Consider the following 22,968-nt stretch of genomic DNA (forward strand, 5'->3'; position numbering starts at 1 on the left):
TGTCATCCTCCACTCCTGACACTCAAGGCCCTCCTTCCCCAAAAAAGAAAACCGGCCCCCAACGGGAGCCGGTCTCTGTTTCGTCCAATCCGCGTTTGGATCAGAGGGACATATGGGTGCCCAGGGCTTCCATGTCGGCGAGCAGCTTGGCTGCGTCCTCGACCAGGCCGTGCGGCTGGTCTTCCTCTTTCGCGGTCTTGTACATCTCGCGGGCTTCCTCGATCAGCGCGTTCATCTGATCGCGGGTCATCTCGGCCATCGGGATCGCGCGTTCGGCCAGAACCGACAGGCTGTCGCCTGCGATTTCGGCAAAACCGCCGGTCACCAGATACTCCGAGTTGCCTTCCGGGCTTTCGACCTTCAGCACGCCGGGGCGCAGGGTGGTGATGGTGGGCGCATGCAGCGGCATTGCCGTCATGTCGCCTTCCGCACCGGGGATCAGAACCGAGCTGGCCTGCAGAGAAGCCAGGCTGCGCTCGGGGCTGACGAGGTCGAATTGCATCGTTTGTGCCATTGGGGCCTCCTTTCAGGGTCCCCCCGCACCGCGGGGCGCGGGGGAAAATCCGTGCTTAGGCGGCTTCCGCAGCCATCTTCTCGGCCTTGGCCTTCACTTCGTCGATGCCGCCGACCATGTAGAAGGCGCCTTCGGGCAGGTGGTCGTATTCGCCGGCCACAACGGCCTTGAACGACGAGATGGTGTCTTCCAGCGGAACCTGCACACCATCAGAGCCGGTGAACACCTTCGCAACGTCGAACGGCTGGGACAGGAAACGCTGGATTTTACGCGCGCGCGCAACGGTCAGCTTGTCCTCTTCCGACAGTTCGTCCATGCCGAGGATGGCGATGATGTCCTGCAGCGACTTGTAGCGCTGGAGGATCTGCTGGACGTCGGAAGCCACTTTGTAGTGCTCTTCGCCAACGATCGCCGGGTCCATCAGACGCGAGGTGGAGTCCAGCGGGTCCACAGCCGGGTAGATGCCGAGCTCGGAGATCGCGCGGTTGAGAACGGTGGTTGCGTCCAGGTGGGCAAAGGTGGTTGCCGGTGCCGGGTCGGTAAGGTCGTCCGCGGGAACGTAGACGGCCTGGATCGAGGTGATCGAGCCGTGCTTGGTCGAGGTGATGCGTTCCTGCATCGCGCCCATGTCGGTGGCCAGGGTCGGCTGGTAGCCCACAGCGGACGGGATACGGCCGAGCAGAGCGGACACCTCGGAACCGGCCTGGGTGAAGCGGAAGATGTTGTCCACGAAGAACAGAACGTCGGTGCCGGACTGGTCGCGGAACTGCTCGGCCAGGGTCAGGCCGGTCAGCGCAACGCGGGCACGGGCTCCCGGAGGCTCGTTCATCTGACCGTAAACCAGGGCCACCTGGGATTCTTCCAGGTTGTCCGGCTTGATCACGTTGGATTCGATCATTTCCCAGTACAGGTCGTTGCCTTCACGGGTCCGTTCGCCAACACCCGCGAACACGGAGAAGCCCGAGTGCACTTTTGCGATGTTGTTGATCAGTTCCATGATCAGAACGGTCTTGCCCACGCCGGCGCCGCCGAACAGGCCGATCTTGCCGCCTTTGGCGTAGGGCGCCAGCAGGTCGATCACCTTGATGCCGGTCACCAGGACTTCGGACTCGGTGGACTGGTCGTTGAATTCCGGTGCCGGCTGGTGGATGGCGCGGGTCTCGGTTGCGTTCACCGGGCCCTTTTCGTCCACCGGCTCGCCCACAACGTTCAGGATGCGGCCCAGGGTGGCGTTGCCGACCGGGATCGAGATCGGCGCGCCGGTGTCGGTCACGGCCTGACCGCGGACCAGGCCCTCGGTTGCGTCCATAGCGATGGTGCGGACGGTGTTTTCGCCGAGGTGCTGGGCAACTTCCAGAACCAGGGTCTTGCCGTCGTTTTCGGTGTGCAGTGCGTTCAGAATTGCGGGCAGGTGGTCGTCGAACTGGACGTCCACAACGGCGCCGATGATCTGAGTCACCTTGCCTTTTGCTTGTGCCATTTGTTGGTCTCCGGTTGTCTCTTAGAGCGCCTCAGCGCCCGAAATGATTTCAATCAGCTCGTTGGTGATCACGGCCTGACGGGAACGGTTGAACTCGATGGTCAGCTTGTCGATCATCTCGCCCGCGTTGCGGGTCGCGTTGTCCATCGCGCTCATCCGGGCACCCTGTTCGGATGCGCCGTTTTCCAGCAGGCCCGAGAAGATCTGGGTCGCCACGCCGCGCGGCAGCAGGTCCGCGAGGATCCGCTCTTCGCCCGGTTCGTAGTCGTAGACGGCGCCAGAGCTTTCGCCCTCCTCAGCCTCGAAGGAGGCCGGGATGATCTGCTGCGCGGTCGGGATCTGGGTCACGACGTTGACGAACTCCGAGTAGAAGATCGTGGCGACGTCGAATTCACCAGCATCGAACCGGGTCAGGATGTCCTTGGCGATCGCCTGCGCATTGGCATAGCCGATGCGCTTGACTTCGCTGAGGTCCACATGGCCGACGAAATCACTGCCGAGGTCGCGCTTCAGGGCGTCGCGGCCCTTCTTGCCGACGGTCAGAACCTTGACCGTCTTGCCCGCGGCCTTCAGCTCGGCCGCCTTCTGGCGGGCGAGCTTGGCAATGTTCGAGTTGAAGCCGCCGCAGAGGCCGCGTTCGGCGGTCATGACCACCAGGAGGTGAATCTGGTCCGAGCCGGTGCCGCGGAGCAGCTTGGGCGCGGAGTCGCTGCCGCCGACCGAGGCCGCCAGCCCTGCCATCACGGCGTTGAACCGCTTGGTGTAGGGCCGGGAATCCTCGGCAGCTTCCTGGGCGCGGCGAAGTTTCGCCGCGGCCACCATTTGCATGGCTTTGGTGATCTTGCGGGTCGATTTGACCGACTCGATCCTGTTTTTAAGGTCCTTGAGAGAAGGCATGTCCCGACTCTCTCCTTATGCGAAGGTTGCGGCGTATTCGTCGATCGCAGCCTTGAGTTTGTCAGCGGCGTCGCCCTTGATCTTGGGATCTTCGTTGGTGATCCAGTCCAGGGTTTCCTTGCCTTTGCCGCGCATGTGGGCGATCAGGCCCGCTTCCCAGCGGCCAACGTCCTTCAGGTCCACCTTGTCGAGGTAGCCGTTGGTGCCGGCGAAGATGACGCAGACGATTTCGGCGTTGGTCAGCGGCGAGTACTGCGGCTGCTTCATCAGCTCGGTCAGACGGGCGCCACGGGCCAGCAGCTGCTGGGTGGCGGCGTCGAGGTCGGAGCCGAACTGGGCGAAAGCCGCCATCTCGCGGTACTGGGCCAGCGACAGCTTAACCGGGCCTGCAACGGTCTTCATCGCGTTGGTCTGGGCCGAGGAGCCCACACGCGAAACCGACAGACCGGTGTTCACGGCGGGGCGGATGCCCTGGTAGAACAGTTCGGTTTCCAGGAAGATCTGGCCGTCGGTGATCGAGATCACGTTGGTCGGAATAAACGCGGACACGTCGCCACCCTGGGTTTCGATGACCGGCAGAGCGGTCAGCGAGCCGGCGCCGAAGTCCTCGTTCAGCTTTGCCGAACGCTCCAGCAGGCGGGAGTGCAGGTAGAAAACGTCGCCCGGGTAGGCTTCACGTCCCGGCGGACGGCGCAGCAGCAGGGACATCTGGCGGTAGGCCACGGCCTGCTTGGAGAGGTCATCATAGATGATCAGCGCGTGCTTGCCGTTGTCGCGGAAGTATTCGGCCATCGCGGTTGCGGCATAGGGTGCCAGGAACTGCAGCGGTGCCGGGTCGGACGCGGTTGCGGCAACCACGATCGAGTATTCCATGGCGCCGGACTCTTCCAGCTTCTTCACCAGCTGGGCCACGGTCGAGCGCTTCTGGCCGACAGCGACGTAGACGCAGTACAGCTTCTTGGACTCGTCGTCGCCTGCGGCGTCGTTGTAGACCTTCTGGTTCAGGATGGTGTCCAGAGCCACGGCGGTCTTGCCGGTCTGACGGTCGCCGATGATCAGCTCGCGCTGGCCGCGGCCGATCGGGATCATCGCGTCAACCGATTTCAGGCCGGTTGCCATCGGCTCGTGCACCGATTTACGCGGGATGATGCCCGGCGCCTTGACGTCAGCAACCTGACGCTGCGCAGCGTTGATCGGGCCCTTGCCGTCCAGCGGGTTGCCCAGACCGTCGACAACGCGGCCCAGCAGCTCGGGGCCGGCCGGAACGTCCACGATGGAGTTGGTGCGCTTGACGGTGTCGCCTTCTTTAATGTCGCGGTCGGAGCCGAAGATCACGATACCGACGTTGTCGGCTTCGAGGTTCAGCGCCATGCCCATGATGCCGCCCGGGAATTCGACCATCTCGCCGGCCTGGACGTTGTCGAGGCCGTAAACGCGGGCAATACCGTCACCGACGGACAGCACGCGGCCGATTTCTGCCACTTCGGCTTCTTGACCAAAATTCTTGATCTGGTCTTTCAGGATCGCAGAAATCTCTGCTGCTTGGATACCCATTTATCCGACCTCTTTCATTGCATTCTGTAGGGAGTTGAGCTTGGAGCGGATCGAGCTGTCGATCATCTTCGAGCCCACTTTAACGACAAGACCGCCGATGATGGAGGCATCGACGGAAGCATTGATGGTAACTTTCTTGCCCACGCGCTCGGCCAGGGTCTTGGCCAGCTTTTCGCTCTGGGTCTTGGTCAGCGCCTTGGCGGAGACCACCTCGGCGGTCACTTCGCCGCGGGCTTCGGCCAGGCGGTCGCGCAGCGCGCTGATCAGCGCGGGCACCACGAACAGGCGGCGCTTGTCGGCCATCAGGGCCAGAGTGTTGCGCAGCACGGGGTCGAGGCCCATCTTGTCTGCCACCGCGGTGATTGCGGTGCCCTGCTCTTCGCGCGACACGAGCGGCGAATTTATCAGGCTGTTCAGGTCTTCGCTGTCAGCCAGCGCGGCTGCCAGGTCATTGATGCTGGTTTCAAGGCTGTCGAGCGCCTTGTTCTCTTCCGCGATGTCGAACACCGCCGTGGCATAGCGCGCAGCAATGCCTGCAGAAATCGAAGCTGGTTCGGACACGTCCACCCTTCCGATATGTTTTTGGCCCCGGTTGGCGTACCTGGCATCAGGAGGCGTCCGGGGGCGTGAGTCATCCCCCATTGGCAGCGGGGCGTTGAAATCAGCGTGGGTCTAGCAGAGCGGATGCGACCTATCAACTGCCTATAACGGTAACAGAAGAAAGCATGTTTCCTGCGTTTTCAAAGGCTTGCGCCAAGTGCGGCCCTTTGACCACAGTCGATAAATAAAAAAGTGCGGGTGAACTGCAGGATTTTGCGATTCCGGAAAGCGGCATTTGCGTCAAAAAACGTCACATAAGGGTGGAAAACCACCCGAACGGGCCGTTCCGGCGGATTTCGGGAATCGAAATCCGGTGCCGGGCGCGCCGCTTGGTTCAGGCCGGTTCCGGCATCGGGTTGGAGAGCCCCTCCAGCACCCGGATGCGGTTCGGCGCCTTGGCGCGGGTCATGTGGCCCTTCTGCGGGTAGGTCTGCTTGCTGACCTCGACCATGAACACGCCGCCGGCCAGCATTGCGGGCAGCTTGCGGCCCATCTTTTCCAGCATGGCGCCGGATTTCAGCCAGAAGCGCTTGTGGCTGGGCAGCCGGTAGAGCGCGGCGGTGTGCTGCTCGATGGCGAACTGATGCTCGCGCAGCTGGCCCTCCAGCTGGCGCAGCGTGTAGGGGCGCCCGAAGCCGAAGGGCGTCAGGTCTGAGCGCGCCCAGAGGCCGGCCCGGTTCGGCACAATGAAAATCGCGCGCCCCCCCGGCCCCAGCGCCCGCCAGCATTCCTCCAGGAGCTTGCTGGGCCGTTCCGAGGTTTCCAGCCCGTGCATCACCACCAGCCGGTCGGCGCGGCCGGTGTCGATGGGCCAGCTGGTCTCCTCGCACAGGACCGAGACGTTGGGCATCCCCGCAGGCCATTGCATCACCCCCTGCGGCCCCGGCATCAGCGCCATCACCCGGCGCGCCTCCGGCAGGTAGGGGCGCAGCAGCGGCGCGGCAAAGCCGAAGCCCGCCACCGTCAGCCCCGCGGCTTCCGGCCACAGCTCCAGCAGGCGGCCGCGGACCGACGCCTGCGCCGCACGCCCCAGGGTGCTGCGGTAGTAGAAGTTCCTGAGATCCTGAACATCAAGATGCATTGCGGGCGCCTGCTGCTTCGGCCAATCTGGGCGCAGTTTAGCAATGTAAAGGCGAATGACCATGCCTCTTGAGATCGTCACCCTGCCCTGCCTGTCGGATAACTATGCCTTTTTGATCCACAATCCGGCCTCCGGTGAAACCGCGCTGGTGGATGCGCCCGAGGCCGGCGCCGTCAAGGCGGCGCTGTCGGACCGCGGCTGGGGGCTGGACTGGATCCTGCTGACCCACCACCACTGGGACCATGTGGACGGGGTGGCGGAGCTGCGAGATGCCTACGGCGCCAAGGTGATCGGCGCGCAGGGGGATGCGCACCGGCTGCCGCCGCTGGACATGGCGGTCGAGGACGGCGGCAGCTTCCCCCTGCTGGGCGAAGAGGTGCGGGTGATGGATGTCTCCGGCCACACGGTGGGCCATATCGCCTATTACATCCCCGGAGCGGAGGCGGTTTTCACCGCCGACAGCCTGATGGCGCTGGGATGCGGGCGGCTGTTCGAGGGCACGCCGCAGCAGATGTGGGCCAGCCTGTCGCGTCTTGCCGCGCTGCCGCCGCAAACTTTGGTTTACTCCGGGCATGAATACACCCAGGCTAACGGTGCTTTTGCGGTCACCGTGGACCCCGGAAACCCGGCGTTGCAGGCGCGGGTGGGCGATATCGCAAAGGCCCGGGAAAACGGCGTCGCGACGGTGCCGTCCGAACTGCAATTGGAACTTGACACCAATCCGTTCCTGCGTGCGGCTGACAGCGCTGTGAGAGCGCAACTGGGCATGCAAGACGCTGAAGATGCAGAGGTTTTTGCCGAAATCCGCAAACGGAAGGACAATTTCTGAGCAAATCAAGGGCATCGGGGCGCAACAGGGAGAAAATAATTGTGACCCCAAAATGAAGAAAAGACCTTGAAGCCGGCGCTCTATCAACCAAACTCTAACCTTATAAGCACATGGTTGAACTGAGGGGTTGGTTAATACCGCCCCACCGGCCAACCCAAGATCAGAGGAGCACGCCCGTGCCTTCATTCTCGAGCACCCTGGAACAGGCCATTCACGCAGCGCTGGCGCTGGCGAATGAACGCCGTCATGAATTCGCAACCCTGGAACATCTGCTTCTGGCCCTGATCGACGAGCCCGACGCGGCCCGCGTGATGCGCGCCTGCAGCGTCGACCTGACCGAATTGCGATCCTCCCTGGTGGAATTCGTGGATGAGGATCTTGCCAACCTTGTGACCGACATCGACGGATCGGAGGCGGTGCCGACCGCAGCCTTCCAGCGCGTCATCCAGCGCGCCGCGATCCATGTGCAAAGCTCCGGCCGCACCGAGGTAACGGGGGCGAATGTGCTGGTCGCCATCTTTGCCGAGCGCGAGAGCGACGCCGCCTATTTCCTGCAGGACCAGGAGATGACCCGCTACGACGCGGTGAACTTCATCGCCCACGGCGTGGCCAAGGACCCGGCCTACGGGGAATCCCGCCCGGTCACCGGCGCCACCGAGCAGGAAGAGGACAACCTGACCGCCGCCCCCGAGGGCGAGAAGAAGGAGTCGGCGCTGGCCAAGTACTGCGTCGATCTGAATGCGAAATCCCGCGACGGCGACATCGACCCGCTGATCGGCCGCGACCATGAGGTCGAGCGCTGCATCCAGGTGCTGTGCCGCCGCCGCAAGAACAACCCGCTGCTGGTGGGCGACCCCGGTGTCGGCAAGACCGCCATCGCCGAAGGGCTGGCGCGCCGCATCGTTTCCGGCGAAACCCCGGAGATCCTGTCGGAAACCACCATCTACTCGCTCGACATGGGCGCATTGCTGGCGGGCACCCGCTACCGCGGCGATTTCGAGGAGCGGCTGAAGGCCGTGGTCTCCGAGCTGGAGGACCACCCGGATGCGGTGCTGTTCATCGACGAGATCCACACCGTGATCGGTGCCGGCGCCACCTCCGGCGGCGCCATGGATGCGTCGAACCTGCTGAAACCTGCGCTGCAGGGCGGCAAGCTGCGCACCATGGGCTCCACCACCTACAAGGAGTTCCGCCAGCACTTCGAGAAGGACCGCGCGCTGAGCCGCCGGTTCCAGAAGATCGATGTGAACGAGCCGACGGTGGAGGATTCCATCGAGATCCTGAAGGGGCTGAAACCCTATTTCGAGGAGCATCACGGCATCAAGTTCACCTCGGATGCGATCAAGACCGCGGTGGAGCTGTCGGCGCGTTACATCAATGACCGCAAGCTGCCGGACAAGGCCATCGACGTCATCGACGAGGCCGGCGCCGCGCAGCACCTGATCATCGAAAGCAAGCGCCGCAAGACCATCGGCGTCAAGGAGATCGAGGCTGTTGTGGCGAAGATCGCCCGCATCCCGCCCAAGAACGTCTCCAAGGACGATGCCGAGGTGCTGAAGGACCTGGAGAACTCGCTGAAGCGCGTGGTGTTCGGCCAGGACGATGCGATCACCGCGCTGTCGAGCGCCATCAAGCTGGCCCGGGCCGGCCTGCGCGAACCGGAAAAGCCGATCGGCAACTACCTGTTTGCAGGCCCCACCGGCGTCGGCAAGACCGAGGTGGCCAAGCAGCTGGCGGACCAGCTGGGGGTGGAGCTGCTGCGCTTCGACATGTCGGAATACATGGAGAAACACGCGGTCTCCCGCCTGATCGGCGCGCCTCCGGGCTATGTCGGCTTTGACCAGGGCGGCCTGCTGACCGACGGTGTCGACCAGCACCCGCACTGTGTGCTGCTGCTGGATGAGATCGAGAAAGCGCACCCGGATGTCTACAACATCCTGCTGCAGGTGATGGACAACGGCCAGCTGACCGACCACAACGGCCGCACCGTGAACTTCCGTAACGTGATCCTGATCATGACCTCCAACGCCGGTGCGTCGGAACAGGCAAAGGCCGCCATCGGTTTCGGCCGCGACCGCCGCGAGGGCGAGGACACCGCCGCCATCGAGCGCACCTTCACGCCGGAGTTCCGCAACCGCCTGGATGCGGTGATCTCCTTCGCGCCGCTGGGCAAGGAGGTGATCCTGCAGGTGGTCGAGAAGTTCGTCCTCCAGCTGGAAGCGCAGCTGATGGACCGCAATGTCTCGATCGAGCTGACCCGCAAGGCGGCCGAGTGGCTGGCTGACAAGGGCTACGACGACCGCATGGGCGCGCGCCCCTTGGGCCGCGTCATTCAGGAGCACATCAAGAAGCCGCTGGCGGAGGAGCTGCTGTTCGGCAAGCTGACCAAGGGCGGCGTGGTCAAGGTCGGCATCAAGGACGGCAAGCTGGACCTGCGCCTGGAAGGGCCGGGAAGCCCGCGGATTTCCGGGGACAAGCCGCCGCTGCTGACCGCGGACTGATGCGCCTCGCAGCCCTGCTGACATCTTTCTCGCTCGCCGCGCCTGCCGCGGCGGGCGATTTCGTTTTGCAGTTCCCGCTGGACTGCACCCTGGGCGAGGACTGCCGCATCCAGCAGTTCACCGACCACGACCCCGGCAGCGGCGCCACGGATTTCACCTGCGGCACGCTCAGCTATGACGGCCACAAGGGCACCGATTTTGCCCTGCCCTACCTGACCGACATGCAGGCGGGCGTCGCCGTGCGCGCGGCGGCGGACGGGGTCGTCCGCGGCACCCGCAATTCGATGCCGGACCAGTATGCCACTGCTCAGAACGAAGCCGCCATCGACGGCAAGGAATGCGGCAACGGCGTGGTGCTGAGCCACGGCAGCGGCTGGGAGACCCAGTACTGCCACATGAAGCGCGGCTCGGTCCGGGTGGAAAGCGGCCAGAAGGTCAGGGCCGGCGATGTGCTGGGGGAGGTCGGCCTCTCCGGCAGGACCCAGTTCCCGCACCTGCACCTGTCGGTGCGCAAGGACGGCGAAGTGGTGGATCCCTTTGCCCCGGACAGGCTGGGCAGCTGCGGCAGCCCGCCGGCGCGGACGCTTTGGGCTGAGCCGCTGCCCTACCAGCCGGGCGGGCTGATCGGGGCCGGTTTTGCCTCTGCCATCCCCGGATTCGACGCGATTCAGGCCGGCACCGCCGGCGAGGCGCCGCTGGCTGCGGATGCGCCGGCGCTGGTGTTCTGGGCCTATGCCTATGGCAGCCAGGCCGGCGACAGGCTGGAGCTGAGCGTGACAGGGCCCGGCGGCGAGCTGGTCTCGCACGGCGAAACCCTTGAGCGGACCCAGGCGCAGCTGTTCCGCGCCGCGGGCCGCCGCCTGCGCGGCGGGCAATGGCCTGCGGGCAGCTATACCGGCACCGCCCGGCTGCTGCGCGACGGCGCCGAAGTGGGCAGGTTCTCCCGCGCCATGGTGATCCCGCCCGCGGCGGACGCGGCCTCTCAGTGACATCCCGCGCAGCCGCCGGGCGGGAGGCGCCTGCCGGAAAGCCGTGCCGGCCCTGGCAGCCGCTTCAGATTTGATAACCCCGTAAATCGCAATAGGTTATATGGCAGCCCTACTGCCCGGTGGGGCAGCAACCCGTGTGTAACTAGTAGCTTGTCTCCTTTAGTGAAGCGGGTTGCACCCCGCGGGCCGTGGCAGTGGGCCTCTCCCGCTCAACGGTTCCGCTGCAGCCTGCCGTCCGGCCGGCTCATTTCTCGGTGAATTTCAGCTCGATCCGCCGGTTCTGGGCGCGGGCCTCCGGCGTGTCCGCCGGGTTCACCGGCTGGTATTCCCCGAACCCGTTGGCGGCCAGCCGTGACGGCGGCACCCCCAGCGCCTCGACCATGTAGCGCACCACCGACAGCGCCCGGCCCTGGCTGAGCTCCCAGTTGTCGGCAAATTTCGAATGGCCGATCAGCGGAGAGTTGTCGGTGTGCCCGTCCACCCGGATGATCCAGTTGATCTCCGGCGGGATCGCCGTCACCACGCTTTGCAGGATCGACACCACCTTGGCGATCTCCACCCGGCCTTCCGGTGACAGGGTGGCGCTGCCCGGCGGGAACAGCACCTCGGAGGCAAAGACAAAGCGGTCGCCCTGGATGCGCACGCCCTCCTGGGTGCCGAGGAGATCGCGCAGCCGCCCGAAGAACTCTGAGCGGTAGCGCTCCAGGTCCTGCGCCTTGGCAGTGAGCGCCTCAGCCTCGGCTTCCAGCCGCTTGCGCTCCTGCTCTTCCAGGAGCCGCCGCTTGCGCTCTTCCGAGGCGGCGCGGGCCAGCGCTGCGTTCAGGTCCTGGCCGAGATTTTGAAGCTGCACCTGCTGCGCCGCATCGCGGGCCTGGTAGTCGTCCAGAATCGCCTGCAAGCCGCCCAGCTGCTCGCGCAGGGCCGCGACCTGCTGATTGAGCAGCGCGGTCTCGCGGCGGGCTTCCTCTGACACCGCCTGCTCCTGCGACAGGGCGTCCCGCGCCTGCGCCAGCAGCGCCGCGCGTTCTTCGGCCTGGGTCAGCCGTTCCGTGGCCGCAGCCTCTGCCGCTTCCTGCGCCGCCACGGCGGCCAGCAGGCGCTGGCGCAGCACCTCCAGATCCTCTGCCTGGGTCTCAGCCGCGGCCAGCGCAGCCTTGGCCTCCGCCAGCTCCGCCGCCAGCCGCCCGGCCTCCGCATCCGACCCGGCGCGGGCCGCCTCCAGTTCCCTGAGCTGCGCATCCAGCTGCCGCTTTGCGGCCTCTGCGGCTGCCAGCAGGGTCAGGGTGTCCTCCGCCTGCTGCCGCTGCGCCTCCAGCGCCAGGGTCATGGCTGTGAGCTCGGCATCAGCCGATTGCAGATTTTTGCGCAGGGCTTCGGCGGTGGCGGCCTCCACCATCCGGGCGGCCTCTTCGGCGCTCAGCTGCTCCTGAAGCCCGGCGATTTCTTCGGACTTGGCAGCCTCCTCCGCCTCAAGGCTGGCGATCAGCGCTTCCATCGCCTCGCGCTCCGCCGCCGCCAGCCGCGCCGCTTCGGCCTGGGCGTCGATCTCGCCGCGGGCCTGGGCCAGCGCCAGGTTCAGCGCTTCCTGCTCATTCAGGAGCGCAGCGCGGGCGGCTTCCAGGCTTTCGCGTTCAGCGCTCAGGTCCGCAACCCGCGCCCGGGCCGCGTCACGGCTGGCGATCAGGGCCGCCACCTGGGCCTCGAAACTGGTGATGCGGCTGGCGGCCTCGGCCAGTTCTCCGGCCTGGCGGTCGCGTTCTGCGGTCAGCGAGGTGATCAGGCTGCGGGCCTGCGCCAGATCCTGTTCAGCGGTGTTGAGGGTTGAGGTCAGCGCCCCCATCCGGGCGTTCAGGCGCCGGTTCTCGCGCTCCTCCAGCCCCAGGGCTGAGGCCAGCGCGCTGACCTCAGCCGACAGCTCATCCAGCTGGCTTTCCTGTCCGGTGATGGTTTCGCGCAGCACGAATTGCACCACCATGAAGATGGTCAGAACAAACATCAGCACCAGCAGAAGCCCGGTCATCGCGTCGACGAAGCCGGGCCAGATCGAGGCCTGGAACCGCTGTCCTGTGCGCCGGGATAGAGCCATCGGTTACTCCCCCGGGCCCCGGTCCGGCAGACCGCCGCGGGACAGTCCGCGCGGGCGCGCAAAGGCCTTGATCATCAGGTCGATGTCCTTGCGCAGCTCGGCCAGGCTTTCCTGGCGGCCGGCTGAAATTTCCTCGAGGATGCGCAGCATCTGCACGTCGATCGAGCGCAGCCGCATCCGGCTTTCGGCATCGATGCCGCCGTGTTCGCTTTGGCTGCGCAGGATCTCGGTCAGCGCCTCCTGCCCGACCGCGACCCGGTCCAATGCCGCAGTGATGGTGCCGGTCTGCTCCTGGCGGCGGTTCATTTCCTGGATGGTCTCGACCAGGTCGCCCAGCTTCTGATCCACTGCCGCGCGGCCCTCGGAGGTTTCGGCAAACATCGCCTGCAGCGCGTCCATCTGCTCCGCCATGTTGTCGAGCACCTGGGAAACCACGCCGCTGTCGCCGGCGCCGTCCTCGCCGGAGGAGAAGCTGACCCGGGTGATGGTGGACAGCCATTCCTCCAGCTCGCGGTAGAACCGGTTCTGGCCGTGGCCCGCGAACAGCTCCAAGAGGCCCACGATCAGCGAGCCCGCAAGACCCAGGAGCGAGGAGGCGAAAGCAACACCCATGCCGCCCAGCTGGGCCTCGAGCCCCGTCATCAGCCGGTTGAAGACCGAAAGCCCCTCCTCGCCCTCCTGCGGCGCCAGGCTGCGGATGGTGTCGACAACGGCGGGAACGGTGGTGGCGAGGCCGTAAAAGGTGCCCAGAAGACCCAGGAAGATCAGCAGGTTGACAATGTAGCGGGTGATCTCGCGGTCTTCGTCGATGCGGCTGGCGACCGAGTCCAGGATCGAGCGGGTGGAGGCCGAGCCCAGCTGCATCCGGGCGCTGCGCGACCCCAGCAGCGAGGCCAGCGGCGCCAGCATCGAGGGCGGGCGGCGGTGCTCCTGGTTGTCGCCGCCGGCAAAACGCTCGATCCAGCGCACCGAGCCAATGAGCTGCACCACCTGCCAGAAACAGGCCAGCACGCCGATCACGAACACCAGGACGATAAAGCCGTTGAGCCAGGGGTTGGCCTCAAACACCGGCAGCACCCGCGGCAGCGCCACAAAGGCGCCAAAGCCCGAGAGCCCAAGTGCGATCAGCATCATGATGATCTGCCGCACCGGCTGGGAGAACTGCGGCCGGGTCTTGCGGTCTGGCTGCGCCATATTGCTTGGCTCCTGACACTTTTGACTGCTCGTATTGCGTTCGCAGCCTATAAGCAAAGTGTCAAAAGCGCCAAGGCTTTATGCGGTGATTTCCCGCACCCGGCCAGCCAGCCAGTCGAGATCGCTGTCGTGCAGGCCGATCTCGGCCAGATGTTCGGCGGTGTTGTAGAGGTATTCGGTATTGGGGCCGCGTCCGCCCACCGCATGGGCGATGATCTGGGCCTGTTCCTCGAGGCTGAGGCCGCCGCAATACTGCACATGGTGCGGGTCGATCACATAGGTGACGGCGGTGACTGAGGAACCATCACCCAGCTCCACCGCCAGGTCGCGTTCCAGATAGGCAGAGGAGATCAGCTCGCGCTCGCGCAGCTCCGCCAGGGTCTGCTCCTCGTGGCCGCTCTCGACCGCCAGGGCGATGCCCTTGCAATGGGCGTCTTCGACCGCGTCCAGCGCCAGCACCAGGCCGGGTTTTTCCTCGCTGCCGCGGTGATGGATCGAGGTCATGCAGAAGGAGCGCGCATAACCGTGCAGCACCGCCACCTCGCGCCGCGCCACCGGGAAGCCCGGGTTCCAAAGAAGCGATCCGTATCCGAATACCCACATGGTCATGTTGTCTGGCCCTTTCCGTGCCCTCCCTATAAACAGCAATCCTGATCCGGACAAAAGAGGCTATCCGATGCGCCTGGCAAAACTGCTGATTGCCGCCCTCTTGGTGTGGAGCCTCTACTGGGCGGCCGCAGCCTGGGGGCTGAAGAACGGCATCGCCGCCTGGTTCGAGGCGCAGGAAAGCCGGGGCTGGCAGGCGGAGTATGCCGGGCTCGAGACGCAAGGCTATCCGTTGCGGCACCAGACCCGGATCAGCCGCCCTGCCCTCGCCGATCCCCGCACCGGCACCGCCTGGCGGGCGGATTGGCTGGAGCTGTCGAGCCCTGCCGCCTGGCCCGGGCAGCTGGAGCTGCACTTCCCGGCGACGGCGCAGCGGCTGTCCTATTTCGACCGGACCGCGGTGATCACCGCTGACGGCCTGCAGGCCAGCCTGCACCTGAAGCCGGGGGTTGCGCTGGAGCTGGAGCAGATGGCCGCCGTGGCGGACAGCTGGCAGATTGCCCGCGGCGGCGAAGCGGTGCTGAGCGGCGCTGCGCTGGACCTGCGCATGGTGCAAGCCGGCGCCCCCGAGACCTACCGCATTGCCGCCGAAGCCAGGGAGTTTGCCCCCCGCGCCGCCTGGCGCAGGCTGCTCGCGGCCAGTGCGCCGCTGCCGGAACGGTTCGACACGCTGAAGCTGGAGATGACGGTGGATTTTGACGCCCCCTGGGACCGGTCCGCGCTGGAGCAGAGGCGGCCGCAGCCGCGCCGGATCGGTCTGAAACTGGCCGACGCCCGCTGGGGCGATCTGCGGCTCAAGGCCACCGGCACGCTGACGGTCGATGACCAGGGGCTGCCGGAAGGCGAGATTGCGCTGCAGGCGGAGAACTGGCGCGGGCTGGTGCTGATGGCCGAACGCAGCGGCGCATTGCCCCCCTCCTTGCGCAGTTCGGTGGAGCGGGTGCTGGGCCTGCTGGCAGAAGCCCGCGGCAACCCGCGCAACCTGGACATCACGCTGGGGTTCGCGGACGGATACGTGACGCTGGGCCCGCTGCCGCTGGGCCATGCGCCGCGGCTGATCATCCGCTGAAGGCAACGCCTGCCAGTCAAGGGCCGCAAAGCGCGCGCCGTTCACCCTTTACAGGCACTCCCAAAAAACCTGCAAACGCGCTTCAGGGCAGACCCGCGCTGAAGCGCATATCAGCAATCTTTCTTCGCGCGCGCAGCGCGGCCCGGCCCAAGGCTGCAATGTGCCCATTGCGGGCACCTTCAGGCGCGGGAGCCCGCCGTCAGCGGCAATAGGTGCCGCCGCGGTGGCGGGCCACGTCAAGGTGGAAGTGGTCCTTGTGATAGCGGTCGGACTCCGGTCCCAGCACGGTGCCGAAGGGGCCGCAGGCGGCGCGCCAGATCTTTTTCAGCTTCTTGCGGATCTTGCGGTTCTGCCAGCCGTGCAGCACCGAGACGGTCTCGCCGCTGGCAAGCGTAAAGCCTGAGATGTCGATCGCCCGCGCCTTGCCGTGCTCGGAGATCCTGGCGCCGGGGCGGTTGTTGCGGGTGCGGCAGGCATAATGGGCAGCGACCCGCAGGGACACCACCTTGTCGCGGCGCCCGAAGGCGGTTTCGACCTCGCGGTTGATCCAGGTCTTCAGCGCGCGGGCGGTGTTGCAGGTCATCAGCGAGGCCTGGCTGAGCCGCACCCCGGCAATCTCGCGCACCCGCACCGCGTCCTTGGCGCCGCAGCCGGGCAGCGTGCCGGAGATTTGGCCCACGTCATCGCCCTGGATATCGATGTCGCCGCAGACCGAGCCCTTGCGGCGCTGGCGGCGCTTGAACAGCACCTGCTCCGCCAGGCTGTCCGGGCGTGCGGAGGGCAGCAAGGACGCGCCCGGCGCCAGCAGCGGCAGGTCCGCGGGCCGGGCAGCGGCCGCCAGGCGCTGCTCCGATTGCGGGCGGGTTTCCGGGCGCATGCCGGGCACCGGTGCCAAGACGGCCTCAAAGCCTGCTGCCGCCGCAGGACGGGCGGGCGGCTCCAGCGAGCCGTCCGGCGTTGCCGCCAGCGCGGCGCCGCCGGACACGGCTGCCAGCATCAGCACGCCTGCGCGGATCACTTCTTCTGCCCCCGGCCGAAGTCCGGGGCGTCTGTGTCCTGGCCCGCTTCGATGATGCCGCGGCGGATGGCGCGGGTGCGGGTGAAGTAGTCGTGCAGATGCGCGCCGTCGCCGGTGCGGATGGCGCGCTGCAGGGCAAACAGCTCCTCCGTGAAGCGGCCGAGGATTTCCAGCGTGGCGTCCTTGTTGGTCAGGAACACATCGCGCCACATGGTGGGATCCGAGGCGGCGATGCGGGTGAAGTCGCGGAAACCGGCGGCGGAATACTTGATCACCTCGCTGTCGGTCACCCGGCGCAGGTCGTCGGCAACGCCCACCATGGTGTAGGCGATCAGGTGCGGCGTGTGCGAGGTGACGGCCAGCACCAGATCGTGGTGGTCGGCGTCCATCTCATCGACGTTGGCGCCCATCCCCTCCCACAGAGCGCGCAGGCGGGCGGTGGCCTCCGGGTCGGTGCCTTCGACCGGCACCAGCAGCGACCAGCGGTTGTCGAACAGCTCGGCAAAGCCGGATTCGGGGCCGGAATGCTCGGTGCCCGCCAGCGGGTGGGCGGGCACGAAATGCACGCCGTCGGGGATATGCGGCTGCACCGCCTCGATCACATGGCGCTTGACCGAGCCCACGTCGGAGACCGTGGCGCCGGGTTTCAGCACCGGTGCGATGTCTTCCATCACCGGGCCCATGGCGCCGACGGGGACGCAGAGCACCACCAGATCGGCGTCCTGCACCGCCTCCCGCGCGCTGTCACAGACGCGGTCGCAAAGGCCGATGCGGCGGGCGGTTTCGCGGGTTTCCGCGCTGCGGGCATAGCCGGTGACCTCGCCAGCCAGCCCTGCGCGTTTCATCGCCCAGAACATCGACGAGGCAATCAGGCCCAGGCCGATCAGCGCGACGCGGCCATACACTTGCCCGCTCATGCCTGGCCCTCTTTGAATGCCTGCACCGCTGCGGCCACCCGGCGGCAGGAGTCCTCGTCGCCGATGGTGATGCGCAGCGCGGTGGGCAGGTTGTAGCCCGCCACCCGGCGCACGATCAGGCCCTGCGCCTGCAAGTACAGGTCGCAGGCTTCTGCTTCAGCCTGGCTGGAGAAGCGGGCCAGGATGAAGTTGGTGCTGGACACGTCCGACGGCACCCCGAGTTCGGCCAGCGCATTGGCGAGCCAGGCGCGCCATTTGGCGTTTTCAGCGCGGCAGTGGTCTACATAATCCGTATCGCGCACCGAGGCCTCGGCGCCCGCCAGCGCGGTGCTGGAGACGTTGAACGGCCCGCGCACCCGGTTCAGCACATTGATGATCTCCTTGGGGCCGTAACCCCAGCCGATCCGGGCGCCGCCCAGGCCGTAGATCTTGGAGAAGGTGCGGGTCATGAAGACGTTGCTGCGGGCGGCGATCAGCGCGGCGCCGGCGTCAAAGCCCTCCACATATTCGGCATAGGCTCCATCCAGCACCAAGAGCGCGCCATCGGGCAGGCCATCGGCCAGGCGGGCGACCTCAGCCTCGCTGATCATAGTGCCGGTTGGGTTGTTGGGGTTGGCAATGAAGACCAGCTTGGTCCTGGCGGTGCAGCCTGCCAGCAGCGCGTCAACGTCGGTGACGCGCTCGCGCTCCTTCACCTCCACCGGGGTGGCGCCGGCGGCCAGCGCGCTGATGCGGTACATCGCAAAGCCGTGTTCGGTATAGAGCACCTCGTCGCCCGGTCCGGCATAGGCCTGGCACAGGAAGGCGATGATCTCGTCGCTGCCGGCGCCGCAGATGATCTGCTCCGGATCCAGCCCGTGCACCTCGCCGATCGCCTGCCGCAGCGCCGCGTGGTCCGAGCTGGGATAGCGGTGCATATTGGCCGCCGCGTCCTGCATCGCCTGGACGGCGCGCGGGCTGGGGCCAAAGGGGTTCTCGTTCGAGGAGAGCTTCACAACATTGCTCACCCCTTTCACATGGGCAGCCCCGCCCTGGTACAGAGCGATGTCCATGATACCGGGCTGCGGTGTGAGTTGGGTCATAATACGGGCTCCTTAATTCCAACCCGTCATAACGGCCCAATCGCTGGCGGGGAAGCACCAAGATGACGCTTCCCCCATGCTGCCGCCCCCGCCGGCAGCCTGCCCCGGCCGCACCGCATTAATGCGCGGCTGCAGTCTTGGGCATTTTGCGCTTGGCCTCGGCCATGATGATCTTCTGGATCTTCTTGCGCAGCTCCATATCCTTGCGCATCGCTTCATTGGCCTGCTTTTGCATGGTCGCAGCCGATTGCGAGCCGTCCGAGCTGTTCAGCACTTCGCCTGCATATTTACTGAGCGATTTGCCGGAGATCTGCTTGGCGATCTCGCCATAGATGGCGTCGCCGTGCAGCTTGATGAAGTCCTCTGTGGCCTTGGCGCCGTATTTGGCGATCAGGTCCTTCTTGACCGCGCCTTCCATGGCGGCCGGCGCCAGTTTGGACTTGAGGAACTTCTCGGCACCGGAGGTGAAGCCGGAGGAGAATTTCTCCAGCGCCTTGCCGGCGCCTGCGGACATGATGCCCGCGGTCAGGATCTTGGCGATGCTTTCCTTGATTTCCTTGGTGTTCGGCGGGCGGCCCTTTTCGATCAAGGGTTTGGCCAGGCCGATGGTTTCCTTCAGCGCCTCTGTCACCATGGCCTCGCCGGCCTTGGATTTCAGGAACTTCTCGAAGAAGACCTTGACCGCCTTCTTGGGCATCTCGCGCGACAGCCTGGAGGCCGCGGCCTTGGCCAGGTCATCGGCGAGGCCGGCAGAGAGCTTGGCCGTCAGCTTGCCGCCCGCGGCCCCGGCAAGGCCCGCAATGAAGCTGTCGATGAAGACTTTCTTGGCGGCGCCGTCCCAGGTGACCTTGTTGCCGGCCAGATGCTCGCCGAGCTGGCCGGCGCTGGATTTCAGCGCCTCGGTGCTGGCGGCGGCAATGGCGTGGGCCTTGGCCGGTGACATGCCCTTGGTCGCGATCAAGCGGGCGGTCATATAGGTTTCGACCACGGCAAAGGAGACCTCGCGCACCACCTCCAGCTTCCAGATGATGGCGCCTGCGGTGCTGATGCGCTGGTCGATGAATTTCTGGAAGGCCTTGCCGCCCTTGTTATAGGCCTTGGTCGCCTTGACGTCCTGCTTGTAGACCTTTTTCCAGTCCGGCTTCTTCTTGCTGGTCAGGGTCTTCATCAGGCTCGCCTCGGAGCGCGCGTTCAGGATCGCGGTCCAGGGCGGGTCGGTCTTGTCATTGACCACGCTGACAGCAAATTCGGTCAGCGCATTCAGAAAGGTCTCGTTGCCCTGGCGGGTGTTTTCCACCTCGTTGCAGAAATCGACCCAGGATTCCGCCTGGCCGTACATCATCTCCGCCTTGGCCAGCAGCTTGCGGCGCAGCTCCTCCTGCCCGGCTTCGAACTCGGCCACGGTGATCAGCTTGGTCTTGCCGTTCTCGACAACCTCGACCCGTTCGATCTTGGCGTCGGCCGACACCTGGGCAGCCAGTTTTGGCAGGCCCGCGTTCCAGGTCCGCATGCCGGGATCGACAATGCCGTCGGGCTTGCGGAAACCCAGTTTCTTCTTCTGGAAATCCCGGATCGTCTTGATCAGCCCGGCATCGCATTTGGTGCTGATCTCGACTGGATAGCCGTTCGCCTTGAGCATCAGGCGGACGAGTTCGACATCTGCGGGGGCGTTCTTGACCGGTTTGAATTTGCTTTCGCCGGTTTTCGGGTCCGGCTTGGTAATCCGTTTCTTGTCGCCGACGGGGGCGGACAGCTTGAGAGCCATGACTTTGCTCCAACCAATTAACTACTGGTTCAAGCCTGCCACGGCGGCGCGCTGCGGTCGCGGGGGATTTGGAATAGACTTTCCCCCTTTAAAATACGGGGGCCGGCACCTACATGTCACATGCATGTGAGGTGCTTCCCCGAAGCGGGAAAGCACCCGTTCAGACTGGGGTCAGGCCGCCTGAGCCTTGAACCGCGCGGTCGCCGGGTCGGCGTTGTACCGGGCTGCAATCTCCCCCGCCTTCATCGACAGCTCATTGACGCAATTGATGATGTATTGCGCGGTTTCCTCCTCCATCAGATAGGAGAAGTTGAGCCGCACCCAGCCCGGCTTCTTCATCTCTTCACCGGCCTGCAGGTCGGCAAACAGGGTTTCCGATTCCGGCTGACTGATGCCCAGAAGGCGGTGCGCGTAAGGGCCTGCGCAGGCGCAGCCGCCGCGGGCTTGGATGCCGTAAACGTCGCTCAGCATGCGGGTGAACAGCTGCTGATGCACCGGATTGCCCGCGCCGTCGGAGACAAGGAATGAGAAGATCGGCAGCCGGTGCGCCGTGCGGTGGCCGAGGATGCGCAGCCGCGGGTTGGCGGACCAGCCCTCCCACGCCATCTGTGCGAATTTGGCTTCGCGGGCTTCGATCTGTTCCTGGCCCACGGCCTCCTTGACCAGGAACGCCAGCGCGGCGCGGATGTCGCCGATCACGTTGGGGGTGCCGGCCTCCTCGCGGGCGGCCAGGTCGCGGCTGTATTCATGCCGCCAGGGGGAGACAAAGCTGACGGTGCCGCCGCCGGGCCAGGACGGGCAGCGGCGGCGCACCGCTGATTGATTGACGATCAGCACGCCGGAGGCGCCGGGGCCGCCCGGGAATTTGTGCGGCGAAACCACGACGGCATCCTTGCGCGCGGCGCCGTTGCCGCCCATGTCGATGGGCAGGTAAGGGCCGCCGCCGGCGTAGTCCCAGACCGACAGCGCACCGTGTTCACGCAGCAGGCGGCTGATGGGGTCGGGATCGGTCACGATGCCGGTCACGTTGGAGGCTGCGGAGAAGCTGCCGATCTTCAGGTCGCTGCCCGCGTGCTGCTTGAGCGCGAGTTCCAGCACTGCAAGATCCGGTCCGCCCTCCTCCGCTTCGGGGATTTCCACCACCTCGGCCTTGCTCTCGCGCCAGGGCAGAATGTTCGAGTGGTGCTCATAGGGGCCGATGAAGACAACCGGGCGGGCGGCCTCGTTCACACCGAACAGGCTGACCAGCCGGTTGAGGCCCGCGGTGGCGCCCGAGCCGGTGAAGATCACCGCATCCTCCGGCGTGGCGCCGGTGATGCGGGCGATCTCGCTGCGCGCCTCGCGGCGCAGGCGGGTCATCTGCATGCCGCAGTAGGACGCCTCGGTGTGGGAGTTGGCATAGAAAGGCAGCACCTGGGCGGCCACGAAGTCCTCCACCTGGCGCAGCGCCCGGCCGGAGGCGACGTAATCGGCGTAGACCAGCGGCACCTCGCCATCGAGGCCGGGGATCATCACCCCGTCGCCGATCACGCTGCGGCCAAGGGTGCCGTCCTGCGCTGCTTGCCGGATTGTCTGTTTGAATGCTGCCAGGGTCATGTCGCGCCTCCGAAATCTGTTGAGGCATGGTGAACGGGAATTGGCGCAAAAACCTAATCAATTACTGAGTGGATTGCACAATCTTTGTGTCATATGATCGGCCAATGAGCAAAAATGCGGACAATATTGACCGCGCCATCCTGCGGGCCCTGCAAGAGGACGCCAGCCTGTCGCAGCGGGATCTGGCCGACAAGGTGGGGCTGTCGCAGAACGCCTGCTGGCGGCGGCTGAAGGCGCTGAACGACAGCGGGCTGCTGAAAGGCTCCACCGCGCGGCTGGACCGCAAGCAGCTGGGGCTGGATCTGGTGGTGTTCGTGCTGCTGCGCACCCGGCATCACTCGGCGGACTGGCTGCAGAAATTCCGCCGCCATGTGCTGACCATTCCCGAGGTGGTGGATTTCCACCGCATCGGCGGCGACTACGACTATCAGCTGAAAGTGGTGACCGAGGACATGGCCAGCTATGACAAGGTCTATCAGCGGCTGATTTCAGGCGTGGAGCTGGACAGCGTGACCTCCTACTTTGCGATGGAGGCCATCGCGGAGGGGCGCCCGCTGCCCCTGTGAGGGCAGAGGCAAGAGGCGGCCCCCTGCCCTGCGGTCATGGCTGTCAGTGCCCGAAGGCGCTGTTTTTCATCCATTTCGGGCGTTTGCCGTCCGGCCCCATCCGCATGTGCAGGCAGGCGGTGCCGAGGCGCTGGAAATAGAGGATGTCGACGGGATACCAGCCGGGTGAAGGCACCTCGACCTGGGTCACGATGGTGCTGTCGCAGGACTGGCGGCCATCGAATTCTCCAACCACCTGACCGCCGATTTTGGCCAGCAGGCCGTCGTTGGTCAGAAAGTCGATGTTGTGAACGCCGGGCGTGTCCAGTTTCACATACCCGGTGATGCGCGCCGCCACATGCATCGGCCGCTTGGCGGTCAGGGTGTTCTGCCCCTCCTCGGTATCGCGGTTGTCCAGGCCGGCAATCGGGCGGCCCCGCTCGCTGCTGATCTTCAGCGCAGACGAGGCTTCGGCCAGTGACTTCACATCCTGCGGATAGGCATAAACCACCGCCAAACCGGGCTTGACGCCGGAAGGCTGCGGGTTTGCAGGTGTGAGTTTCAGAGGTGCGGCGCCCGCCGCTGCCGCCAGAACCGTGAACGCGGCCGCTGCCGCTGCTTTCATCAAGATCTTCATTGGTCACT

At 65.7% G+C, this 22,968-nt stretch carries 20 protein-coding genes; 5 read left to right on the forward strand and 15 right to left on the reverse strand.

Features of this window, described 5'->3' with window-relative positions; all coding sequences use genetic code 11:
• Positions 1-100: 100 nt before the first annotated feature.
• The 6 genes from AB1A62_RS00720 to AB1A62_RS00745 all read right to left on the reverse strand — a co-directional run bounded on the left by AB1A62_RS00720 (position 101) and on the right by AB1A62_RS00745 (position 6,126).
• Positions 101-514, reverse strand: coding sequence for a F0F1 ATP synthase subunit epsilon (locus tag AB1A62_RS00720; RefSeq protein WP_366659199.1), 414 nt, complete (start codon positions 512-514; stop codon positions 101-103).
• A 55-nt stretch (positions 515-569) separates the two neighbouring features.
• A complete protein-coding gene (atpD, locus tag AB1A62_RS00725; RefSeq protein WP_366659200.1) occupies positions 570-1,994 on the reverse strand; it encodes a F0F1 ATP synthase subunit beta in 1,425 nt (474 codons plus the stop codon).
• Positions 1,995-2,015: 21 nt separating this feature from the next.
• Complete coding sequence (locus AB1A62_RS00730; protein WP_366659202.1) at positions 2,016-2,891, reverse strand: F0F1 ATP synthase subunit gamma; 876 nt, start codon at positions 2,889-2,891, stop codon at positions 2,016-2,018.
• A 15-nt stretch (positions 2,892-2,906) separates the two neighbouring features.
• Positions 2,907-4,445, reverse strand: a complete 1,539-nt coding sequence (gene atpA / locus AB1A62_RS00735; protein WP_366659204.1) for a F0F1 ATP synthase subunit alpha — start codon at positions 4,443-4,445, stop codon at positions 2,907-2,909.
• Positions 4,446-5,006 (reverse strand): F0F1 ATP synthase subunit delta, encoded by a 561-nt coding sequence (locus AB1A62_RS00740; protein ID WP_366659206.1) that lies wholly within the window; start codon positions 5,004-5,006, stop codon positions 4,446-4,448. It abuts the gene before it with no gap.
• A gap of 373 nt (positions 5,007-5,379) precedes the next feature.
• Positions 5,380-6,126: a class I SAM-dependent methyltransferase gene (locus AB1A62_RS00745; protein ID WP_366659208.1), complete on the reverse strand. Its 747-nt coding sequence runs from the start codon at positions 6,124-6,126 to the stop codon at positions 5,380-5,382.
• A gap of 55 nt (positions 6,127-6,181) precedes the next feature.
• Here AB1A62_RS00745 and gloB point away from each other — a divergent pair, with 55 nt between their 5' ends.
• The 3 genes from gloB (at position 6,182) to AB1A62_RS00760 (ending at position 10,445) form a co-directional block, all read left to right on the forward strand.
• A complete protein-coding gene (gene gloB / locus AB1A62_RS00750; RefSeq protein WP_366659209.1) occupies positions 6,182-6,955 on the forward strand; it encodes a hydroxyacylglutathione hydrolase in 774 nt (257 codons plus the stop codon).
• A 176-nt stretch (positions 6,956-7,131) separates the two neighbouring features.
• Entirely contained in the window at positions 7,132-9,456 is a 2,325-nt protein-coding gene (gene clpA / locus AB1A62_RS00755) for an ATP-dependent Clp protease ATP-binding subunit ClpA (RefSeq protein ID WP_366659211.1), read from the forward strand.
• Positions 9,456-10,445 carry a M23 family metallopeptidase gene (locus AB1A62_RS00760; protein WP_366659212.1) on the forward strand — a complete coding sequence of 330 codons (990 nt, stop codon included), beginning with the start codon at positions 9,456-9,458 and terminating at the stop codon, positions 10,443-10,445. The genes clpA and AB1A62_RS00760 overlap by 1 nt, the downstream gene beginning before the upstream one ends.
• A gap of 244 nt (positions 10,446-10,689) precedes the next feature.
• Here the strand turns inward: AB1A62_RS00760 and AB1A62_RS00765 are convergent, their stop codons facing one another.
• From AB1A62_RS00765 to AB1A62_RS00775, 3 genes are all read right to left on the reverse strand, one after another.
• The gene (locus AB1A62_RS00765) at positions 10,690-12,531 is read right to left on the reverse strand and encodes a peptidoglycan -binding protein (protein WP_366659213.1); all 1,842 of its coding nucleotides are present in this window, start codon (positions 12,529-12,531) and stop codon (positions 10,690-10,692) included.
• Between the two features lie 3 nt (positions 12,532-12,534).
• Positions 12,535-13,725, reverse strand: coding sequence for a biopolymer transporter ExbB (locus tag AB1A62_RS00770; protein ID WP_366659214.1), 1,191 nt, complete (start codon positions 13,723-13,725; stop codon positions 12,535-12,537).
• 78 nt (positions 13,726-13,803) lie between these two features.
• Entirely contained in the window at positions 13,804-14,334 is a 531-nt protein-coding gene (locus AB1A62_RS00775) for a gamma-glutamylcyclotransferase (RefSeq protein WP_366659216.1), read from the reverse strand.
• A gap of 67 nt (positions 14,335-14,401) precedes the next feature.
• Here AB1A62_RS00775 and AB1A62_RS00780 point away from each other — a divergent pair, with 67 nt between their 5' ends.
• Entirely contained in the window at positions 14,402-15,400 is a 999-nt protein-coding gene (locus AB1A62_RS00780) for a DUF2125 domain-containing protein (protein WP_366659217.1), read from the forward strand.
• Positions 15,401-15,599: 199 nt separating this feature from the next.
• Here the strand turns inward: AB1A62_RS00780 and AB1A62_RS00785 are convergent, their stop codons facing one another.
• The 5 genes from AB1A62_RS00785 to AB1A62_RS00805 all read right to left on the reverse strand — a co-directional run bounded on the left by AB1A62_RS00785 (position 15,600) and on the right by AB1A62_RS00805 (position 21,778).
• Positions 15,600-16,418 (reverse strand): extensin family protein, encoded by an 819-nt coding sequence (locus AB1A62_RS00785; protein ID WP_366659218.1) that lies wholly within the window; start codon positions 16,416-16,418, stop codon positions 15,600-15,602.
• The gene (locus AB1A62_RS00790; RefSeq protein WP_366659219.1) at positions 16,415-17,335 is read right to left on the reverse strand and encodes a prephenate/arogenate dehydrogenase family protein; all 921 of its coding nucleotides are present in this window, start codon (positions 17,333-17,335) and stop codon (positions 16,415-16,417) included. The genes AB1A62_RS00785 and AB1A62_RS00790 overlap by 4 nt, the downstream gene beginning before the upstream one ends.
• A complete protein-coding gene (hisC, locus tag AB1A62_RS00795; protein ID WP_366659220.1) occupies positions 17,332-18,417 on the reverse strand; it encodes a histidinol-phosphate transaminase in 1,086 nt (361 codons plus the stop codon). The genes AB1A62_RS00790 and hisC overlap by 4 nt, the downstream gene beginning before the upstream one ends.
• Before the next feature lie 118 nt (positions 18,418-18,535).
• Positions 18,536-20,182 carry a peptidoglycan-binding protein gene (locus AB1A62_RS00800; RefSeq protein ID WP_366659222.1) on the reverse strand — a complete coding sequence of 549 codons (1,647 nt, stop codon included), beginning with the start codon at positions 20,180-20,182 and terminating at the stop codon, positions 18,536-18,538.
• A gap of 171 nt (positions 20,183-20,353) precedes the next feature.
• Positions 20,354-21,778, reverse strand: coding sequence for an aminotransferase class V-fold PLP-dependent enzyme (locus AB1A62_RS00805; protein ID WP_366659224.1), 1,425 nt, complete (start codon positions 21,776-21,778; stop codon positions 20,354-20,356).
• 104 nt (positions 21,779-21,882) lie between these two features.
• Here AB1A62_RS00805 and AB1A62_RS00810 point away from each other — a divergent pair, with 104 nt between their 5' ends.
• Entirely contained in the window at positions 21,883-22,344 is a 462-nt protein-coding gene (locus AB1A62_RS00810) for an Lrp/AsnC family transcriptional regulator (RefSeq protein WP_174148140.1), read from the forward strand.
• A gap of 43 nt (positions 22,345-22,387) precedes the next feature.
• Here the strand turns inward: AB1A62_RS00810 and AB1A62_RS00815 are convergent, their stop codons facing one another.
• On the reverse strand, positions 22,388-22,960 hold the full coding sequence (locus AB1A62_RS00815; protein ID WP_366659226.1) for a PA14 domain-containing protein: 573 nt from the start codon (positions 22,958-22,960) through the stop codon (positions 22,388-22,390).
• Positions 22,961-22,968 lie beyond the last annotated feature (8 nt).

The sequence above is a fragment of the Leisingera sp. JC11 genome (assembly GCF_040704725.1).
Classification (GTDB): Bacteria; Pseudomonadota; Alphaproteobacteria; order Rhodobacterales; family Rhodobacteraceae; genus Leisingera.